Consider the following 15,943-nt stretch of genomic DNA (forward strand, 5'->3'; position numbering starts at 1 on the left):
GCCCCCGTGGCGCCGGCCCCGGTGGCCGACTCCGCGGTCGACCTCGGTGCCGCACCGCTCACCCGTCGCCAGGCGCGTGAGCAGGAGAAGATCAAGACCGCATCCGTGCCAGTCGTGGGAGCCGAGGCGACCGAGGACGACCGCGACACCGCCCCCCGCGCAGAGGAGTCGGACGACGACTCGTCGATCGTCTCGGGCATCCCCGACTTCTCCTCGCCATCGGCCCCGGCGGATGACGAGGTCGACGACGACGACGTCGACGACGAGGTGTCGATCGAGCCGGTGAGCGCCGCCGACGCCGTCGAGTCCGCCGGGAGCGTGCCGCTCGCCGAGCCGGCGGAACCGGAACCGGTCGACGTGGCCGAGCTGCTCGGCGTCCCCGGCACCGCGGAGGCCGACGAGGTCGAGACCGGGTCGACGGACGAGCGCGACGACCTGCTCGCCGATCAGGACGACGACCGCGGCGAGGTCGCCGACGGCGAGCGTCCCACCGTGAGCCCTGCGTTCGGCGAGGGCGTGCTGGCCGCCGAGGAGCCGGCGAAGCCCGCGTCGTTCCGGCCGTCCTTCGACGAGCTGCTCACGTCCAACGACTCGGGCGGCTCGCACCGCTCGCCCAACGCGCTGATCTTCACGCCGTCGCCCGGGGAGGGGTCGCTGTCCGGGCCCGTCGCGTCGACGGGGGAGATCCTCATCACGGGTTCCTACGAGCTGCCGAAGGGCATCGGCTCGCAGGGCCACGCACACGGCACCGCCGACGGCAAGGATGTCGACGCCGTCCTCATCGACGGGGAGCTGCCTCCGGCGTCCTCGCCCACCCCCATCGCTGCCAGCTCGGCTGTCAGCACCATCAAGCCCGCCGGCGAGGTCATCCGTCCGCCCGCGCCCGAGAAGGGCAATCGGCTGATGCTGATCCTGGCGATCGTCGCCGGTGGCCTCGCTCTCGCGCTCGGTGTGGCGCTGGTCGTCGCCTTCACCACGAATGTGTTCTGATGCAATCACCTGAAACCGCCGAAGAGATGCTGCGCATCGCCGCCGAAGCCGCCGTCGCGAAGGGCGGGGAAGACCTGGTGGCGCTCAACGTCTCCGAGCCTCTTCCGCTCGTCGACATCTTCCTGCTCGTCACGGGCAACAGCGAGCGCAACGTCGCCGCGATCGCCGACGAGATCGAGGACCGCCTGGTCGAGTCCGGCCACAAGCGCGTGCGCCGCGAGGGCCGCGCGGAGGCGCGGTGGGTGCTGCTCGACTTCGGCGACCTGATCGTGCACGTGTTCCATCAGGAGGAGCGCGTCTACTACGGGCTCGAGCGCCTGTGGAAGGACTGCCCCGTGATCCCGCTCGACGTCGTCGAGACCGCTGCAGACGCGGGCTGAGGTGGCCACCCATCTGGTGACCGGCGCCGGTTCCGGTATCGGCGCCGTCCTCGTCCGTCGCCTCCTCGAGCGCGGCGACCACGTGGTCGTGCTGGCGCGCGACGCGGGGAGGGCGCGGCAGATCTCCGACGAGCTCCCCGGTGCCACGGCGATCGTGGGCGACCTCGCGCAGCCGGGGCGGCTCTCGTGGGCGCTGTCGAAGCAGAGCCTGCCCGACCGTCTCGACGGTCTCGTGCACGCCGCCGGTGTCGTGGACCTCGGTGCCGTGGGCGAGCTCACACCCGCCCTGTGGGAGCAGCAGCTCGCCGTCAACCTGGTCGCGCCCGCGGAGCTGACGCGCCTGCTGCTGCCGGTGCTGCGGGTGTCGCGCGGGCACGTGGTGTTCGTCAACTCCGGGGCCGGGCTCCGGGCGAACCCGGAGTGGTCCGCCTATGCGGCATCGAAGCACGGCCTGCGGGCCCTCGCCGACGCGCTGCGTGCGGAGGAGGCGGAGCACGGCGTGCGCGTGACCTCGATCTACCCCGGCCGCACGGCCACGCCGATGCAGGAGCGGGTGCACCGACAGGAAGGGGCGGAGTACGACGCATCGCGCTTCATCACCCCGGACGCGGTGGCGACCACGATCCTCACGGCGCTCGACCTTCCGCGTGACGCCCACCTCACCGACCTGACCGTCCGTCCCGCCGGCTGAGCCGCGGCGCTCAGGCCGACAGCCGCGTGCGTCGCTGGAGCATGCCCCGCTCGGCGCGCGTCTGCGGCGGGATAGCCGACAGCAGCGCCTGCGTGTACGGGTGCGAGGGGTGCCGGTAGACCTCCTCCGTGTCGCCGACCTCGACCATGTCGCCGAGGTACATCACGGCGACGCGGTCGGCGATGTGCCGCACGAGGGACAGGTCGTGCGCGATGAACACGATCGACATACCCAGACGCTCGCGCAGCTCGCACAGCAGGTCGATGATCTGCGCGCGGATGGAGACGTCGAGCGCCGACACCGGCTCGTCGCACACCAGGACATCGGGGTCGAGCGCGAGGGCACGGGCGATGCCGATCCGCTGTCGTTGTCCGCCGGAGAACTGGTGCGGGAAGCGCGAGGCCATGTCCGGGTCGAGGCCGACGAGTTCGAGCAGCTCGGAGACCCGGTCGCGCCGCGACGCCGGGGTGCCGGTGCGGGTGGCGGCGAGCGGCTCGGCGATGATCTGCTGCACGGTCATGCGCGGGTTCAGCGACATGTACGGGTCTTGGAACACCATCTGCACGCCGCGGCGCAGCACCTTGCGGTCGCGCAGCCGACCCCGCGTCACGTCCTGGTCCCGGTAGCGCAGTGTGCCGGCGTCGGGGGAGTCGAGGCCGACGAGCATGCGCGCCAGGGTGGACTTGCCGCTGCCGGACTCGCCGACGATCGCGAGGATCTCGCCGCTGCGCAGGGAGAGGTCGACGCCGCCGACGGCCGTGACGCGGTGTGCGCGTCGTCCGCTCCCGGAGCGGAACGTGCGCTCGAGTCCTCGTCCCTCCAGGATCGGCGCGGAGCCGTCATCGTCCGCCGCAGCGCTCACGTCCTGCGGCATCGAGTCGAGCAGCTGCAGCGTGTACGGATGCCGGGGTGCGGTGAGCACGTCGTCCGCCGGACCAGACTCCACGATGCGCCCGGTGCGCATCACGGCGACTCGGTCGGCGACCTCCATCACGACGCCGAGGTCGTGGGTGATCAGGAGGACGCCCATGCCGAGGCGGTCGCGCAGCGACAGCAGCAGGTCGAGGATCTGCGCCTGCACCGTGACGTCGAGGGCGGTGGTCGGCTCGTCGGCGATGATCAGGTCGGGGTCGAGCGCGATGGCCATCGCGATCAGGATGCGCTGCCGCTGTCCGCCGGAGAACTGGTGCGGGTAGTCGCGGACACGCTTCTCCGGGCTGGGGATGCCGACCAGGGTGAGCAGTTCGACGGCGCGCGCCTCGGCTTCGCGACGACCGACGGGCGTGTGCGCGCGGATCAGGTCGATGATCTGGTCACCGATGCTGAGCACGGGGTTGAGTGCGGAGAGAGCGTCCTGCATCACGAGGCTCACCCGGACGCCGCGCAGGCGCCGATGCTGCTCCGGCGTGACGGTGAGCAGGTCGGTGTCGCCGAGGGAGAGGGTCGCGGCCTCCACGGTGCCGTTGTCGATGAGGCCCATGATCGCGCGCGCCGTCATCGACTTGCCGGAGCCGGACTCGCCGAGCAGGGCGAACACCTCGCCGCGGTGCACGGTGAGGTCGATGCCGTCGACCACGCGCTGGGGTCCGCGCGAGCCGTCGAGGGTCACGGTGAGGCCGCGGACGTCGAGGACGACGGTGTTCTCGGGGACGGATGTGTTCTCCATGGATGACATCATGCCAGCATCCTGGCGCTGAATTGTTTCGAACAGGAAACATCTCGGCCGAAAATCATCACAACAGTTGACTTTCGCGCCGGAATCGTCGAGATTCGAGGAAATCTCCCGCTCGACGAACGGGAGGCCACCCCCGTATCGACCCGAAGGAGCGCATCCGTGCTCGAACAAGCAGACCGCTACACCGGCTACACCGCGTACGACTACCTGGAAGCCGGCAAGGACTACCGCGAGTTCCGCTACGCCAAGCAGATCGGCCGCGTGCCGGCGTACGACCTCGGCCTCAGTGACGCGCAGAAGGAGCGCACCGAGCGCCTCCTCCGCGAAGAGACCGTGATCTCGCTGCACGAGCACGTGCAGGTCTTCCCCGAAGACATGGGGGAGCTGCGCGACCACATCCGCCAGGGCCGCGAACCCACCGGCTACCAGGGCCTCGCCCGCTCGGGTCTGACCGCGGTGTTCGACAACGGCATGGACGGCACCTGCTGCATCTCCAGCGACGCCGGGTGGAAGTACCAGGACGTGCTGTTCGACCTCGGCGTGCGCATGGCCGACCTCGCGCACCAGGACTTCGTGATCAAGGCCGAGTCGATCAAGGACATCCGGTACGCCGCGGAGACCGGCCGCGTCGCGCACATCTTCGCGCTCGAGGCCGCGACCATGATCGAGAACGAGGTCGACCGGCTCGATGTGCTGTACGGCTTCGGCGTCCGCCAGATGGGCATCGCCTACTCCGAGGCGAACATGCTCGGCGGCGGCCTCAAGGAGCGCGGCGACGGCGGACTCACCTACTTCGGCGAGCGCGCCGTGGAGCGGATGAACAAGCTCGGCATCGCGATCGACATCTCGCACTCGGGCGACCAGACGTGCCTCGACGTGATCGCCCACTCCACCAAGCCGGTCTTCATCACCCACGCGGGCGCCCGCGGACTGTGGCCGACGAACCGCATGAAGACGGACGAGACGATCATCGAGTGCGCCAAGCGCGGCGGGGTCATCGGCATCGAGGCCGCACCGCACACCACCATCTCGCCCCAGCACCCGAAGCACTCGCTGGAGTCGGTCATGGACCACTTCCAGTACTGCGTCGACCTGGTCGGCCTGGAGCACGTGAGCTTCGGACCCGACACGCTGTTCGGCGACCACGTGGGCCTGCACGACGCGTTCTCCTCGAACCTGTCGCTGGGTCAGGCGCACGCCAACGTCGACTACGAGAAGCAGCCGTACGTCGACGGCATCGAGAACCCCGCCGAGGCCTTCTACAACATCATCGGCTGGCTCGTGAAGCACGACTACTCCGACGACGAGATCCGCGCGGTCGTCGGCGGCAACACCATGCGCGTCCTCGAGGAGGTCTGGGTCTGATGAAGCACAACACGTTCCTCGCACTCGGTGCGGCCGCGGTCCTCGCCGTCGGCCTCGCCGCGTGCGCCCCCACGGCACCCGAGCCGGGGGAGTCGTCCGCCGCGACCGGTCCGAGCGATGAGACGCTCAGCATCGGTACGACGACCGACGTCGTGAACTTCAACCCCGTGCTCGGCAACAGCCGCACGGACTCGTGGGTCACCAACCTGATGTACCCGCACCTGCTGAGCATCAGCGACGACGGGACCAAGGAGGCGCACGTCGCCACCGAGTGGGGCTACGTCGACGACACCACCGGGTTCTACGAGATCCGCGACGACCTGACCTGGAGCGACGGCGAGCCGCTCACGGCGGAGGACGTCGCGTGGACGCTGAACGCGGTCAAGCGCGACCAGGCGCCCGGCACGTTCTACGGACAGCTGGGCAACCTCGACACCGCGACCGCGGTGAGCGACACCCGGGTCGAGTTGACGCTCACGCAGCCCGACTCGTCGATCATCGACGAGATCGGCTTCTGGGGTGTCGTCGTGCCGCAGCACGTGTTCGAGCCGAAGGGATCGATCGCGGAGTTCGCGAACGACGGCAGCGACGGCGGCTGGGTGGGCATGGGCCCGTTCATCATGACCGACTTCCAGGTCGGCCAGCACTACACGCTCGAGCGCGTGGAGGACTACCCGCTGGTCGACGGCGGCGTCCCGGGACCCGCCGAGGTCGTGTACCGCGTGTACCCCGACGTGAACACCGAGATCCTGGCGCTGCAGAGCGGCGAGATCGACGTGATCGCCAATGCCCTCCCGCCCGCGCAGGTCGAGCAGCTGAAGGGCACCGACGGACTGCAGGTGATCGAGGCCGCCGGTCTCGGCTACGCGCACCTCGTCTACAACATGGAGAAGCCCGACCTCGCGAAGACCGAGGTTCGTCAGGCGCTCGCCCACGCGGTGGACTACGAGGCCATCCGCACGGTCGTCCTGCAGGGGCAGGCCGTCTCCACGGGTTCCAGCGCCCTGATGCCGGTGCTCGCGAAGTACTACGACGACTCCGTCACCGAGTACGAGTTCGACCCGGAGAAGTCGCGCGAGCTCATGGAAGACGCCGGGTACACGGCGAACGCCGACGGCATGTTCCCCGTCTCGTTCCGCCTGATCTACTCGCTGCAGGACAGCGTGACCAGCCAGTGGGCGCAGATGGTGAAGGACAGCGCGGCCGAGGCCGGCATCACGATCGAGCTGCAGGGCACGGAGCGCAACACCTACCTCTCCATGACCAACGAGGGCGACTACGACATCTACGCCGGCAACTTCGCCATCATGGACGACCCGGTGACGAACTTCGCCCTGTCGTACCTGCCCGGCGGCGCGATCAACTACACCCACGTCGACGACCCCGAGCTGAACGCACTGATCGAGGAGGGCATGGTCACGTTCGACGAGGACGACAAGATCGAGATCATGCGCAAGGCGAACAAGATCGTGCACGAGCAGGTCTACGACAACATCATGTACACGCAGAACCTGTTCTTCGCCGCGAGCGACGAATGGTCCGGCTTCATCTCCAAGCCGAGCGAACTGCTGTCGATCGTGAACCCGCTCTCGCTCGCGAGCGCGCACCCGGTCGAGTAAGAAAACCCCCACTCTCGAGGAAGGTCGCCCGGGTGTCCCGAGCATCGTTCATTCTCCGTCGCGCAGGTCGAGGTCTGCTCACGATCTGGTTCGCCGTGACCGTGACGTTCCTGCTCCTGCGTCTGCTGCCCGGCGATCCGGCCCTTGCGCTGGCGAGTCCGAACATGACGGAGGACATCCGGGCGACCATCCTCGAGCAGTACGGCCTCGATCAGCCGCTGATCGTGCAGTACGGCCTGTACATGTGGCAGCTGCTGCAGGGCAACCTCGGCATCTCCTTCACGCAGTCCATCCCGGTGACCGACGTGCTGCTGCAGCGGCTGCCGTGGACGCTGCTGCTGACCATCACCGCGCTCGTCCTCACGATCCTGATCGGGGTGCCGCTCGGCGTCGCGGCCGCCTCGCACCGGGGTCGCTTCATCGACAGGGCCGTGCAGGTGCTCGGCGTGACCGGGCAGTCGCTGTTCGTGCCGAGCGTCGCAATCCTGCTGCTGTTCGTGTTCGGGCTCAACCTCGGCTGGTTCCCCATCGGCGGCGCCTACACCAACAACACCTACGGCTTCGAGTGGTACCTCAGCGTCGCGCAGCACCTCGTGCTCCCGGCGGTGTCGCTCATGCTCATCCAGGTCGGCTCCTACGTGCTGACCATGCGCTCCACCCTCATCGAGACGCTCGGCGAGGACTACATCCTGCTCGCGAAGGCGAACGGCCTCCGCGGCCGCCGCATCCTGTGGAAGCACGCCCTGCGCAATGCGCTGCTGCCCACCACGACGCTGATCGGGCTCCAGCTCGGGTTCCTCGTCGGCGGGGCGGTGCTCACCGAGACCGTGTTCGCCTACCCGGGCATCGGCCGCGGCATCTACGAGGCCGTCACGCAGCTCGACTTCCCGGTGCTGCAGGGCGCATTCCTCATGCTCGCCATCACCGTGGTCGTGGCCAACACGGTCACCGACATCATCTACGGCTACCTGGACCCGAGAGTGAAGACCGCATGACCGCTCCGCTGCCCTCCACCGAGAACCTCGTCCCCAGCGAACCGACCGCGGCCGGCAGCGAGCGGGCCAGCGCGCACACCTGGCGCGCCTTCCGCCGCGACCCGCTCGGCATGATCTCGCTCGGCCTGCTGATCCTGCTCGTGATCGTCGCCCTCGCGGCGCCCCTGATCGCCCCGTACCCGGCGAGCTACGGGCCCGACGTGCTGCGCCCGCCGAGCGGGGACCACTGGTTCGGCACCGACGCGCTCGGCCGCGACGTGTTCTCCGAGGTCATCTGGGGCACGCAGCAGAGCGTGCTGGTCGCCGTGGCCGCCTCGGTGATCGCGATCGTCTTCGGCACGATCATCGCGGTGATCGGGGCCTACTTCCGCAAGCTCGACAGCATCATCAGCGTGATCGTCGACATGACCCTGTCGCTGCCCGTGCTGCCGCTGATGATCCTGATCGCGGCGCTCGTGGGGCCGAGCACCTCGACGATCATCTTCGTGGTCGCGGCGTTCTCGTGGCCCGAGGTCACCCGACTCGTCCGCTCCCAGGCGCTCACGGTCGTCGGGCTGCCGTACGTCGACGCGTCCCGGTTGATGACGACCTCTCCGCTGTGGATCATCACGCGGCACGTGCTGCCCGCGGTGACCCCGGTGGTCGTGGTCTCGGTCGTGGTGACCGCGTCGCGGGCGGTGCTGTCGGCCGCGGGGCTGGCGTTCCTCGGACTGGGCGACCCGACCACATGGTCGTGGGGCCGCATCCTGTACGAGGCACAGCAGGCGGGCGCCATGGTGAGCGCGTGGTGGCTGACGCTGTTCCCCTCCATCGCGATCCTGATCCTGGTGCTGTCGGCCACCCTCCTGTCCATCGCCTACAACGACGCGCGCAACCCGCGCCACCTGTCCCGCTAGGAGCACCGCATGACCGTCTTCGATCAGCGCCTCGCGCCGGAGTTCTTCGACACCGTGCAGCAGCGTGTCCGCGAGCGGATGGGGGAGGAGGGCTTCGACGCCTTCCTGACCGATCACCCGGAGGACATCGCGTACCTCACCGGCTTCTTCCACCACCCGTCCGAGCGGCCGGTCGCGATCTGGGTCGAGGCGGGAGGGCGTGTCGTGATGCTGCTGCCCGAGCTGGAACGCGAGTACGCGCAGTCGCAGTCCGCGCGCGCCGAGCTGGTCGCGTTCTTCGAGTTCCCGGGGGTCGTCCCGCCGTTCCAGGTGCTCGCCGACGCGGTGTCGCCGCGCGGCAGGGTCGGTTTCGCGACCACGATGCCGTATCAGCGCCTGGCCGCCGCCCGCGCCGCGATGCCGCACGCCGAGCTCGTGCCGTCCGACCTGCTCACCCGCACCCGATACCTGAAGTTCCCGGAGGAGGTGGTGCTGCACCGCGAAGCCGCCCGCATCACCGACCTGATGCTGGAGGCCGGGGTCGCACTGGTGCGCGAGGCCGTCGCGGCGGGCGGAGAGCTGCCCACCGAGGCCGAGCTGGAGCGGCACGTGACCTCCGCAGGCACCCGTGTCATGTATGCCGAGCACCGCAACGTGGTCGTGGCCTCGCTGCTCGCGGGCGGTCTGGTGTACTCCGGCGCGAACTCCGCGTTCCCGCACGGGCTGCCGTCGGTCAACCGGCTCCGGGCGGGGGACACCTTCATGCTCTCGCTCGGCTGCGCCGTGGGCGGCCGCTTCGTCGAGGGCGAGCGCACGTTCGTGCTCGGGGAGCCCACGGCCGAGCAGCGCCGCTACCACGACACGATCCGCGACGCCCAGCGCGTAGGCCGCGAGACCATCCGCGCGGGCCTGGAGTGCCGCGAGGCGAACCGGCTGTGCCTCGACGTGATCCGCGACGCCGGGCTGGGCGAGTTCATCCGGCACCGCCAGGGGCACGGCATCGGTCTGGGGATGCACGAGGCGCCGTGGCTGGAGGACGGCGACGCCACGCTCCTGGAGGCGGGCATGGTCGTCTCCAACGAGCCGGGCATCTACGTGCCGGGTCACGCCGGGTACCGCATCAGCGACAGCATGCTCGTGACCGCCGACGGCGCCGAACCCCTGACCACCTATCCGCGCAGCCTCGACGAGTGCACCATCGCGCTCTGAACGCCTGTTGAAGAAAGAGGACGACATGACATCCACCCCCGACGTCTCCCCGGAGTTCGCCGCCGCCACGAGCGACCACCAGTGGGTCGAGATCAACGGCAACCACCTGGCCGTCGAGGTGCTCGGTCCCGAGGACGCGCCCGTCATCATCACCCATCACGGCGCCCCGGGGCTGGGGTCGCGTGCCGAGCCGCGCGCGAGCTTCGGCCGGCTCGCCGACGAGTACCGGGTGGTCGTGTTCGACGCCAGGGGCAGCGGCCAGAGCGAGGGGAACGGCACCTACAGCCACGAGCAGTGGGCGGCCGACATCGACGGTCTGCGCGAGTGGATCGGCGCGGAGAAGATCGTCATGGCCGGCGGCTCCTACGGCGGCTTCATGACCATGGAGTACGCGCTGCGCTACCCCGACCGCGTGGCCGCGCTCGTGCTGCGCGACACCTCCCCGGACAACTCCAACGCGCACCTGGCGCGCGAGAACGCCCTCGCCTCCGACCGGGTCGACATCGACATGGAGAAGTTCGACCGCATCGACCTCGGGCAGGTGCGCGACGACGAGGACCTCAAGGACTGCTGGCGGGAGATCCTGCCCCTGTACGACTTCGTCTACGACCCCGAGGCGGTCGAGCGGAAGGTGCAGGCGACGCCCTACCGCTACCGGGCGCACAACTACGCCTTCTCCGTGAACCTGCCGGACTACGACCTGAAGCCGCGGCTGCCCGAGATCGCGGTCCCGACACTCATCACCGTGGGCCGGACCGACTGGATCACGCCAGTATCGTGTAGCCAGACGATCGCCGATCTCATCCCGGACTCCGAGATGGTGGTGTTCGAGAAGTCGGGGCACTCCCCGCAGATCGAGGAGGCAGAGGCGTGGACGGAAGCGGTGCGCACGTTCCTGCACCGGGTGTACCCGCCGACCCGATGACGAGCGTTCCACTGACGAGAGAAGTGAGCGATCTCGACCGGAGGATCGTCGTCGCACTTCAGCAGGACGGACGCGCGAGCTGGACGTCGATCGCCGAGTTCGCCGGCGCGTCCGTCTCGACGGTCACCCGGCGCGGGCAGCAGCTGCTCGCCGAGGGTGTGGTGAGCGTGGGCATCGTGCCGACCCTGGGCAGCGAGGGGCACGTGGAGACGTTCTTCGTGCGCATCAACTGCACCCCCGGGTCGCAGCTGAGCGTCGCGCAGGCGCTGATCGGCTCCCCGTACGTGCGGTTCGTGACCCTGGTGACCGGCAAGTTCGACGTGTTCGCGGAGGTCGTCATCCCGGGGGACTCGGCGACCTACGCGCACGTGCTCACGGATCTGCAGGCCATCCCCGGCGTGGAGCGCTGGCGCAGCGACCTCGTCGTGCACACGTACAAGGTGAGCTTCGACTGGGGACGTCAGCTGTACGACTCGCACGCCGAGGCCGCCAGCGACCCGAAGTCGTACATGCCGGCACCGAACACGTGCGACCCGACGCACTTCGACGACGCCGACCGGGCGATCGTCGCGGAACTGCGTTACAACGGACGGGCGTCGTTCCAGTCGATCGCGGATGCGCTCGACATGAACGAGAGCAGCGTGCGGCGCCGGTACGAGCGGATGCGCAGCGCCGGCTGCCTCACGACCGTGACGATGGTGCCCGCGTCGGCGCTGGGCATGAGCGCGGAGACGCTGCTGATGCTGCGGGTCGAGCCGTCGCGCATCGCCTCGGTGGCACAGACGCTCGCGCAGCACGTGTCCGTGCGGTTCCTGGCCGCGGCGCTGGAAGAGAACTCGCTGTACTGCGAGATCATCCTGCCGAGCACCGAGACCCTGCACGACTTCCTCACCGGGACGATCGCGCACCTCAAGGGCGTGCGCGGATGGAACGCCGCGATGGAGCTCGTGTTCATGAAGCGCGGGTTCATCGAGACTCCGTGGTGGCGGGCGCAGGTGGCCTCCGCGGGCGGGCTCGACACCTAGTCCTGCACTTCGCCGGTCAGGTGTCAAGGGCCTACCCTTCCGTGCCCGCAGGGCGCACCCTCCTTATAAGAGAGTCCTGGAGGGCCCCCAGATGTCCGACATCCCCGATCCCCGTTTCGTGCTCCACCGCATCACACCGTCCGAGTGGGTGATCAACGACCTGCGCTATCCCCAGAACGACCCGCGCCACGTCGTCGCCTGCGTCTACGAGCTCGCCGACACCGAGGTCGAGGTGACGTGGCTGCGCGACCTTCCGCTCGCGATCCGCTACGGCACCGCGTTCGAGGTCCTCGAAGAGGTCGAGCGGATGCAGGGGGCGAGCCGGGCCACGCGCCCGATCGCGATCCCGCACCGCCCCCCGCTGCTGGCGACGTGAGCGCCGCAGCGCGGAGAGAAGGGCACCACCTCGGTCGAGGCGGTGCCCTTCTCTCGTCCGGCGGTCAGGCGTCGTCGCCGTCGACGTCCGCCGTCGTGGCGGCGCGGTCGGCCTCGGCGCTGTCGATCTGTGCGTCGTCGGCATCCTCGTCGAGCACGCGTTCGCCGTCGACCTCGCGCGTGGGCACGTCTTCCGCGTCACCCTCGGCGAACGGGGGGACGGGCGGGATCGGGGGAGTCGGGTTGGACATGGGGCATCCTTTCGTCAGCGGATGCATCCTGTCTACGACGGCGCGACGGGCATCGGGAGACGGTTGACGCTCGCGCGCTGCGGCGCTAGCCCCATGCGACCGTGCCGGAAACGAAGAAATCCCGCGATCTCTCGCGGGATTCTCTGGTGGACCTGAGGGGACTCGAACCCCTGACCCCCTGCATGCCATGCAGGTGCGCTACCAGCTGCGCCACAGGCCCAGAAGCCGCTCCTCATCTGCCGGAGCAACTCGAACAGCGTACTACACGAAGCGACACCGGCACCAATCGGGGCGGGCAGCCCGGGCGCGTCGCCGGGGTGGAACAACCGCGGCTCTCCGGGCGTTCCTGACAGCGTGAGCATTCTCGACAGCCTGGTGATCGGTGCAGGGCAGGCCGGCCTCTCGGCGTCGTACCACCTGACCCGGCTCGGGATCCCGCACGTGGTGCTCGACGCCGACGAGCGGCCGGGCGGCGCCTGGCAGCACCGCTGGGACGCGCTGACCATGAGCGACGTGCACGGCGTCGCCGAGCTGCCGGGCGACACCCCGCCCGCGCGCGACCGACGTCGAGCCAACCAGGCGGTGCCGGATTACTTCGCGGCCTACGAGCGCGCGCACGACCTCCCCGTTCTGCGCCCCGTGCACGTGCGCCGCGTGGACGACCACGACGGGCTGCTCGTGGTGCAGGCACCGGAGGGGGAGTGGACGACCCGTACGCTCGTGAACGCGACCGGCACCTGGACCCACCCGTTCGTGCCGCACGTGCCCGGCATGGAGACCTTCCTCGGCGAGCAGCTGCACACGGTCGACTACCCGGGGCCGGAGCACTTCCGAGGCCGCCGGGTGCTCGTCGTGGGCGCGGGCGCGTCCGCGGTGCAGTTCCTCGGCGCCCTCGCCCCGATCACCGAAACGCTGTGGGTCACGCGGCGACCGCCCGTCTGGCGCAGCGACGACTTCACCCCCGAGGCGGGGGCCGCGGCGGTCGCGCTCGTCGAGCAGCGCGTCGCGGCCGGGCTCCCACCGCGGAGCGTCGTCAGTGTGACCGGGCTGATGCTGCGTCCGCAGGAGCGCGAGGCCGAGCGGCTCGGCGCCTATGCGGACCCTCGGCCGCTGTTCGCACGCATCGAGCCCGACGGGGTGCGCTGGGCCGACGGGTCGTTCGAACGGGTCGACGTGATCCTCTGGGCCACCGGATTCCGGCCGGCGATCGGGCACCTGGCGCCGCTGCACCTCCGCAGCGCCGCGGGCGGCATCCAGCTCGACCGCCACGGCCGCGGTACGACCGCGGTCGCCGATCCGCGCGTGCAGCTCGTGGGGTACGGGCCCTCGGCCAGCACGATCGGCGCGAACCGTGCGGGGCGCTCGGCCGCGAAGGGCGTGCAGCGGGCGCTGGCCGCCGCCGCCGTTCCCGTCTCGACCGGCTGAGGGCGCGTCAGCCGGAGTGCGGCCGGGCTTCTCGATACGCTGAAGACCATGCTGCGCATCATCCTCACGGTCGTCTGGCTCCTGCTCACGGCCTGGCTGGCGATCTGGGTGGGCGAGGGACTGTTCGGCGTCGATCAGCGCCACTCGATCCTCCCGTTCGCGGGCGAGGACACCCTGGGCGGCCCGATCCTGATCGGCGTCGCCTGGGGGCTGCTCCTCACGTTCGGCGGCACGATGACGGGGTTCGGCCGCCGCACGAAGCTCCGCGGCGAGACCCGGATCGGCGTCGGCACGATCGTCGAGCTCTCCCGCACGGGCGTCACGATCAACGACGTGCCGCAGTACGACCTGTTCCTGCGCGTGAGCCCCGCTGAGGGCGACGACTTCATCGGACAGCTGCGGATGCTCATCGACCCCTCCGACTCCGCGGGACTCCAGGTCGGGCAGCCCGTGCCGGTGCGGTACAGCACGACCGACCACGACACGGTGCAGCTCGCCGACCTCAGCGACCCGACCGTGCGAGAGGCGATGCTGCAGTGGCGCATCGACCGCGGGCTCATCGACCCCGCCCAGGTGCGAGCCAGGACCACGGGCACCGCGGTGCCCGCGTCGGTGCTCGAGGTGCGCCCGACCGGACGCCGCAGGGAGGGGCAGAGCGAGCTCGCGCTCAAGGTGCTGGTGGCACCGGAGGGGGCGGCGACCTGGGAGGCCGACACCACGGTGTTCGTGTATCCCCAGGCGGTGTCGCGGCTGCAGGTGGGCGCGCCGATCTGGGCGTACTACCGGCGGGAGGATCCGCACACGGTGGCGGTCACGATCGAGAAGGAGGCGACGCGATGAACCCGCTCGACACCCTCATGTGGCTCGTCAACTTCCCCGCGTCGCACGGCTACGCCATGGTGTTCATCGCCGGCTTCTCGATCCTCGGGCTCTTCGCCGTGTCGGCCAGAGGAGCCACACCGGGTGGGTCGCTGCGGGCCATCCGCGAGCGGGAGGGGCTGCTGCCGCTCGACACCCGCCCGCGGGCCGGGATCGGCGGGACGATCGTGCGGATCGTGTTCCGGGTGCTCGCCTTCGTGATGCTCGGGTCGCTCGTGATCGGCATCCTGAGCCTGACCGGCGTGCCCGTCACGCGCGCGTACATCTACGACAACGGGCGACCAACGACCGCCACGATCGACGGGGACTGGGTCACGTTCACCACCGCGGAGGGCGTGGAGTACACGCTGGAGAGCAACTTCTTCACCCCGGCGGTCTACCCCGACCGCGACGCGTACCTGCCGAGCGGCGCCCCGGTCGTGGTGCGCTACCTGCCCGACCACCCGCAGGCGTTCGTGATCGACAGCGCGCAGACCCCGCGCTGACGTCGGACCCGGCGCGTAGGGTGGAAGCATGTCGCGCGTCCTCGTCTTCGGCGGCCATGGCCGCATCGCCCTCCTGCTCGCCCCGCTGCTCGTCGCCCGCGGCGACGAGGTCACCAGCGTGATCCGCAATCCCGACCACGTCGCCGACGTGGAGGCCACGGGGGCCACCGCCCTGGTGGCCGATATCGAACAGCTCGACGTCGACGCCCTCGCCGAGATCATCCGCGGGCACGACGCCGTGGTGTGGTCGGCCGGCGCGGGCGGCGGTGACCCGAAGCGCACCTACGCTGTCGATCGCGACGCGGCGGAGCGGTCGATGGACGCCGCCGAGCGTGCCGGCGTCGAGCGCTACGTCCTGGTGTCCTGGATCGGCTCCACCGCGGAGCACGGGATCCCGCAGGACGACCCGTTCTTCGCGTACGCCGACGCGAAGTGGGCCGCCGACGAGCACCTCCGCGGCTCGAACCTCGCCGGGACGATCCTCGGACCGGGCGGTCTCACGTTCGACGAGCCGACCGGACGCATCCAGATCGACCCCGAAGGCCGGGGAGAGGTCTCGCGCGCCGACGTCGCGGCCGTCATCGTCGAGGCACTGCAGAATCCGGCGACCGTCGGCCGCACGATCCGCTTCGGCAACGGCGACGCGGACTCCTCGCTCCCGATCGCCGAGGCCCTCGCGGGCTGACCGTGGCGGAGGCCCCGACGTGCCCCTGAGGCCCGCGCGACGGCGCACGGTCGATGTGCTCGCCGCGCTGGCGCTCGCCCTCTGTGCGCTGCCC

At 70.1% G+C, this 15,943-nt stretch carries 17 protein-coding genes and 1 tRNA gene; 15 read left to right on the top strand and 3 right to left on the bottom strand.

Features of this window, described 5'->3' with window-relative positions; genetic code table 11:
* From DW309_RS14505 to DW309_RS14515, 3 genes are all read left to right on the top strand, one after another.
* A partial coding sequence (locus DW309_RS14505; RefSeq protein ID WP_342590378.1) for a hypothetical protein occupies nucleotides 1-990 on the top strand: 990 nt, incomplete at its 5' end.
* Nucleotides 990-1,370, top strand: a complete 381-nt coding sequence (gene rsfS, locus DW309_RS14510) for a ribosome silencing factor (RefSeq protein WP_136030675.1) — start codon at nucleotides 990-992, stop codon at nucleotides 1,368-1,370. The genes DW309_RS14505 and rsfS, both read left to right, overlap by 1 nt.
* A 1-nt stretch (nucleotide 1,371) precedes the next feature.
* Nucleotides 1,372-2,061, top strand: coding sequence for an SDR family oxidoreductase (locus tag DW309_RS14515; RefSeq protein ID WP_136045766.1), 690 nt, complete (start codon nucleotides 1,372-1,374; stop codon nucleotides 2,059-2,061).
* A gap of 10 nt (nucleotides 2,062-2,071) precedes the next feature.
* On the opposite strand, the gene DW309_RS14520 is transcribed toward DW309_RS14515, so the two are convergent.
* A complete protein-coding gene (locus tag DW309_RS14520; RefSeq protein WP_136045767.1) occupies nucleotides 2,072-3,727 on the bottom strand; it encodes a dipeptide ABC transporter ATP-binding protein in 1,656 nt (551 codons plus the stop codon).
* A 168-nt stretch (nucleotides 3,728-3,895) separates the two neighbouring features.
* Between DW309_RS14520 and DW309_RS14525 the strand changes: the two genes are divergently transcribed.
* The 8 genes from DW309_RS14525 to DW309_RS14560 all read left to right on the top strand — a co-directional run bounded on the left by DW309_RS14525 (nucleotide 3,896) and on the right by DW309_RS14560 (nucleotide 12,125).
* Complete coding sequence (locus DW309_RS14525) at nucleotides 3,896-5,101, top strand: dipeptidase (protein ID WP_136030679.1); 1,206 nt, start codon at nucleotides 3,896-3,898, stop codon at nucleotides 5,099-5,101.
* On the top strand, nucleotides 5,101-6,720 hold the full coding sequence (locus DW309_RS14530; RefSeq protein WP_136045768.1) for an ABC transporter substrate-binding protein: 1,620 nt from the start codon (nucleotides 5,101-5,103) through the stop codon (nucleotides 6,718-6,720). Before DW309_RS14525 ends, DW309_RS14530 begins: the two co-directional genes overlap by 1 nt.
* Before the next feature lie 32 nt (nucleotides 6,721-6,752).
* Complete coding sequence (locus tag DW309_RS14535; RefSeq protein ID WP_136035917.1) at nucleotides 6,753-7,715, top strand: ABC transporter permease; 963 nt, start codon at nucleotides 6,753-6,755, stop codon at nucleotides 7,713-7,715.
* Nucleotides 7,712-8,611: an ABC transporter permease gene (locus tag DW309_RS14540; RefSeq protein ID WP_136030686.1), complete on the top strand. Its 900-nt coding sequence runs from the start codon at nucleotides 7,712-7,714 to the stop codon at nucleotides 8,609-8,611. Before DW309_RS14535 ends, DW309_RS14540 begins: the two co-directional genes overlap by 4 nt.
* A 9-nt stretch (nucleotides 8,612-8,620) precedes the next feature.
* Nucleotides 8,621-9,799 (top strand): M24 family metallopeptidase, encoded by a 1,179-nt coding sequence (locus tag DW309_RS14545; RefSeq protein WP_136045769.1) that lies wholly within the window; start codon nucleotides 8,621-8,623, stop codon nucleotides 9,797-9,799.
* A 25-nt stretch (nucleotides 9,800-9,824) separates the two neighbouring features.
* Nucleotides 9,825-10,724, top strand: a complete 900-nt coding sequence (locus DW309_RS14550; protein WP_136045770.1) for an alpha/beta fold hydrolase — start codon at nucleotides 9,825-9,827, stop codon at nucleotides 10,722-10,724.
* Between the two features lie 23 nt (nucleotides 10,725-10,747).
* The gene (locus tag DW309_RS14555) at nucleotides 10,748-11,749 is read left to right on the top strand and encodes an Lrp/AsnC family transcriptional regulator (RefSeq protein WP_240744543.1); all 1,002 of its coding nucleotides are present in this window, start codon (nucleotides 10,748-10,750) and stop codon (nucleotides 11,747-11,749) included.
* Between the two features lie 91 nt (nucleotides 11,750-11,840).
* On the top strand, nucleotides 11,841-12,125 hold the full coding sequence (locus DW309_RS14560) for a hypothetical protein (RefSeq protein ID WP_136030694.1): 285 nt from the start codon (nucleotides 11,841-11,843) through the stop codon (nucleotides 12,123-12,125).
* 64 nt (nucleotides 12,126-12,189) lie between these two features.
* On the opposite strand, the gene DW309_RS14565 is transcribed toward DW309_RS14560, so the two are convergent.
* On the bottom strand, nucleotides 12,190-12,375 hold the full coding sequence (locus DW309_RS14565; RefSeq protein ID WP_136030696.1) for a hypothetical protein: 186 nt from the start codon (nucleotides 12,373-12,375) through the stop codon (nucleotides 12,190-12,192).
* A 144-nt stretch (nucleotides 12,376-12,519) separates the two neighbouring features.
* A tRNA-Ala gene (locus tag DW309_RS14570) sits at nucleotides 12,520-12,595 on the bottom strand.
* Nucleotides 12,596-12,729: 134 nt separating this feature from the next.
* Here DW309_RS14570 and DW309_RS14575 point away from each other — a divergent pair.
* From DW309_RS14575 to DW309_RS14590, 4 genes are read left to right on the top strand one after another with little or no spacing between them, the layout of a single operon-like run.
* Nucleotides 12,730-13,800 carry an NAD(P)-binding domain-containing protein gene (locus tag DW309_RS14575; protein ID WP_136045771.1) on the top strand — a complete coding sequence of 357 codons (1,071 nt, stop codon included), beginning with the start codon at nucleotides 12,730-12,732 and terminating at the stop codon, nucleotides 13,798-13,800.
* A gap of 48 nt (nucleotides 13,801-13,848) precedes the next feature.
* Nucleotides 13,849-14,640, top strand: a complete 792-nt coding sequence (locus tag DW309_RS14580) for a hypothetical protein (protein ID WP_136045772.1) — start codon at nucleotides 13,849-13,851, stop codon at nucleotides 14,638-14,640.
* Nucleotides 14,637-15,164, top strand: a complete 528-nt coding sequence (locus DW309_RS14585) for a DUF3592 domain-containing protein (RefSeq protein ID WP_136030703.1) — start codon at nucleotides 14,637-14,639, stop codon at nucleotides 15,162-15,164. Before DW309_RS14580 ends, DW309_RS14585 begins: the two co-directional genes overlap by 4 nt.
* Before the next feature lie 28 nt (nucleotides 15,165-15,192).
* Nucleotides 15,193-15,849 carry an SDR family oxidoreductase gene (locus DW309_RS14590; RefSeq protein ID WP_136035912.1) on the top strand — a complete coding sequence of 219 codons (657 nt, stop codon included), beginning with the start codon at nucleotides 15,193-15,195 and terminating at the stop codon, nucleotides 15,847-15,849.
* The last annotated feature ends 94 nt before the right edge of the window (nucleotides 15,850-15,943 follow it).

The sequence above is a fragment of the Microbacterium sp. K41 genome (genome assembly GCF_004794395.1).
In the GTDB taxonomy this organism is placed as follows: Bacteria; Actinomycetota; Actinomycetes; order Actinomycetales; family Microbacteriaceae; genus Microbacterium; species Microbacterium sufflavum.

Coding starts and splice junctions, on each gene's coding strand:
- rsfS (WP_136030675.1), top strand. CDS start 990: ATGCAATCACCTGAAACCGCCGAAGAGATGCTGCGCATCGCCGCCGAA.
- DW309_RS14520 (WP_136045767.1), bottom strand. CDS start 3,727: ATGGAGAACACATCCGTCCCCGAGAACACCGTCGTCCTCGACGTCCGC.
- DW309_RS14530 (WP_136045768.1), top strand. CDS start 5,101: ATGAAGCACAACACGTTCCTCGCACTCGGTGCGGCCGCGGTCCTCGCC.
- DW309_RS14540 (WP_136030686.1), top strand. CDS start 7,712: ATGACCGCTCCGCTGCCCTCCACCGAGAACCTCGTCCCCAGCGAACCG.
- DW309_RS14545 (WP_136045769.1), top strand. CDS start 8,621: ATGACCGTCTTCGATCAGCGCCTCGCGCCGGAGTTCTTCGACACCGTG.
- DW309_RS14550 (WP_136045770.1), top strand. CDS start 9,825: ATGACATCCACCCCCGACGTCTCCCCGGAGTTCGCCGCCGCCACGAGC.
- DW309_RS14560 (WP_136030694.1), top strand. CDS start 11,841: ATGTCCGACATCCCCGATCCCCGTTTCGTGCTCCACCGCATCACACCG.
- DW309_RS14565 (WP_136030696.1), bottom strand. CDS start 12,375: ATGTCCAACCCGACTCCCCCGATCCCGCCCGTCCCCCCGTTCGCCGAG.
- DW309_RS14580 (WP_136045772.1), top strand. CDS start 13,849: ATGCTGCGCATCATCCTCACGGTCGTCTGGCTCCTGCTCACGGCCTGG.
- DW309_RS14585 (WP_136030703.1), top strand. CDS start 14,637: ATGAACCCGCTCGACACCCTCATGTGGCTCGTCAACTTCCCCGCGTCG.
- DW309_RS14590 (WP_136035912.1), top strand. CDS start 15,193: ATGTCGCGCGTCCTCGTCTTCGGCGGCCATGGCCGCATCGCCCTCCTG.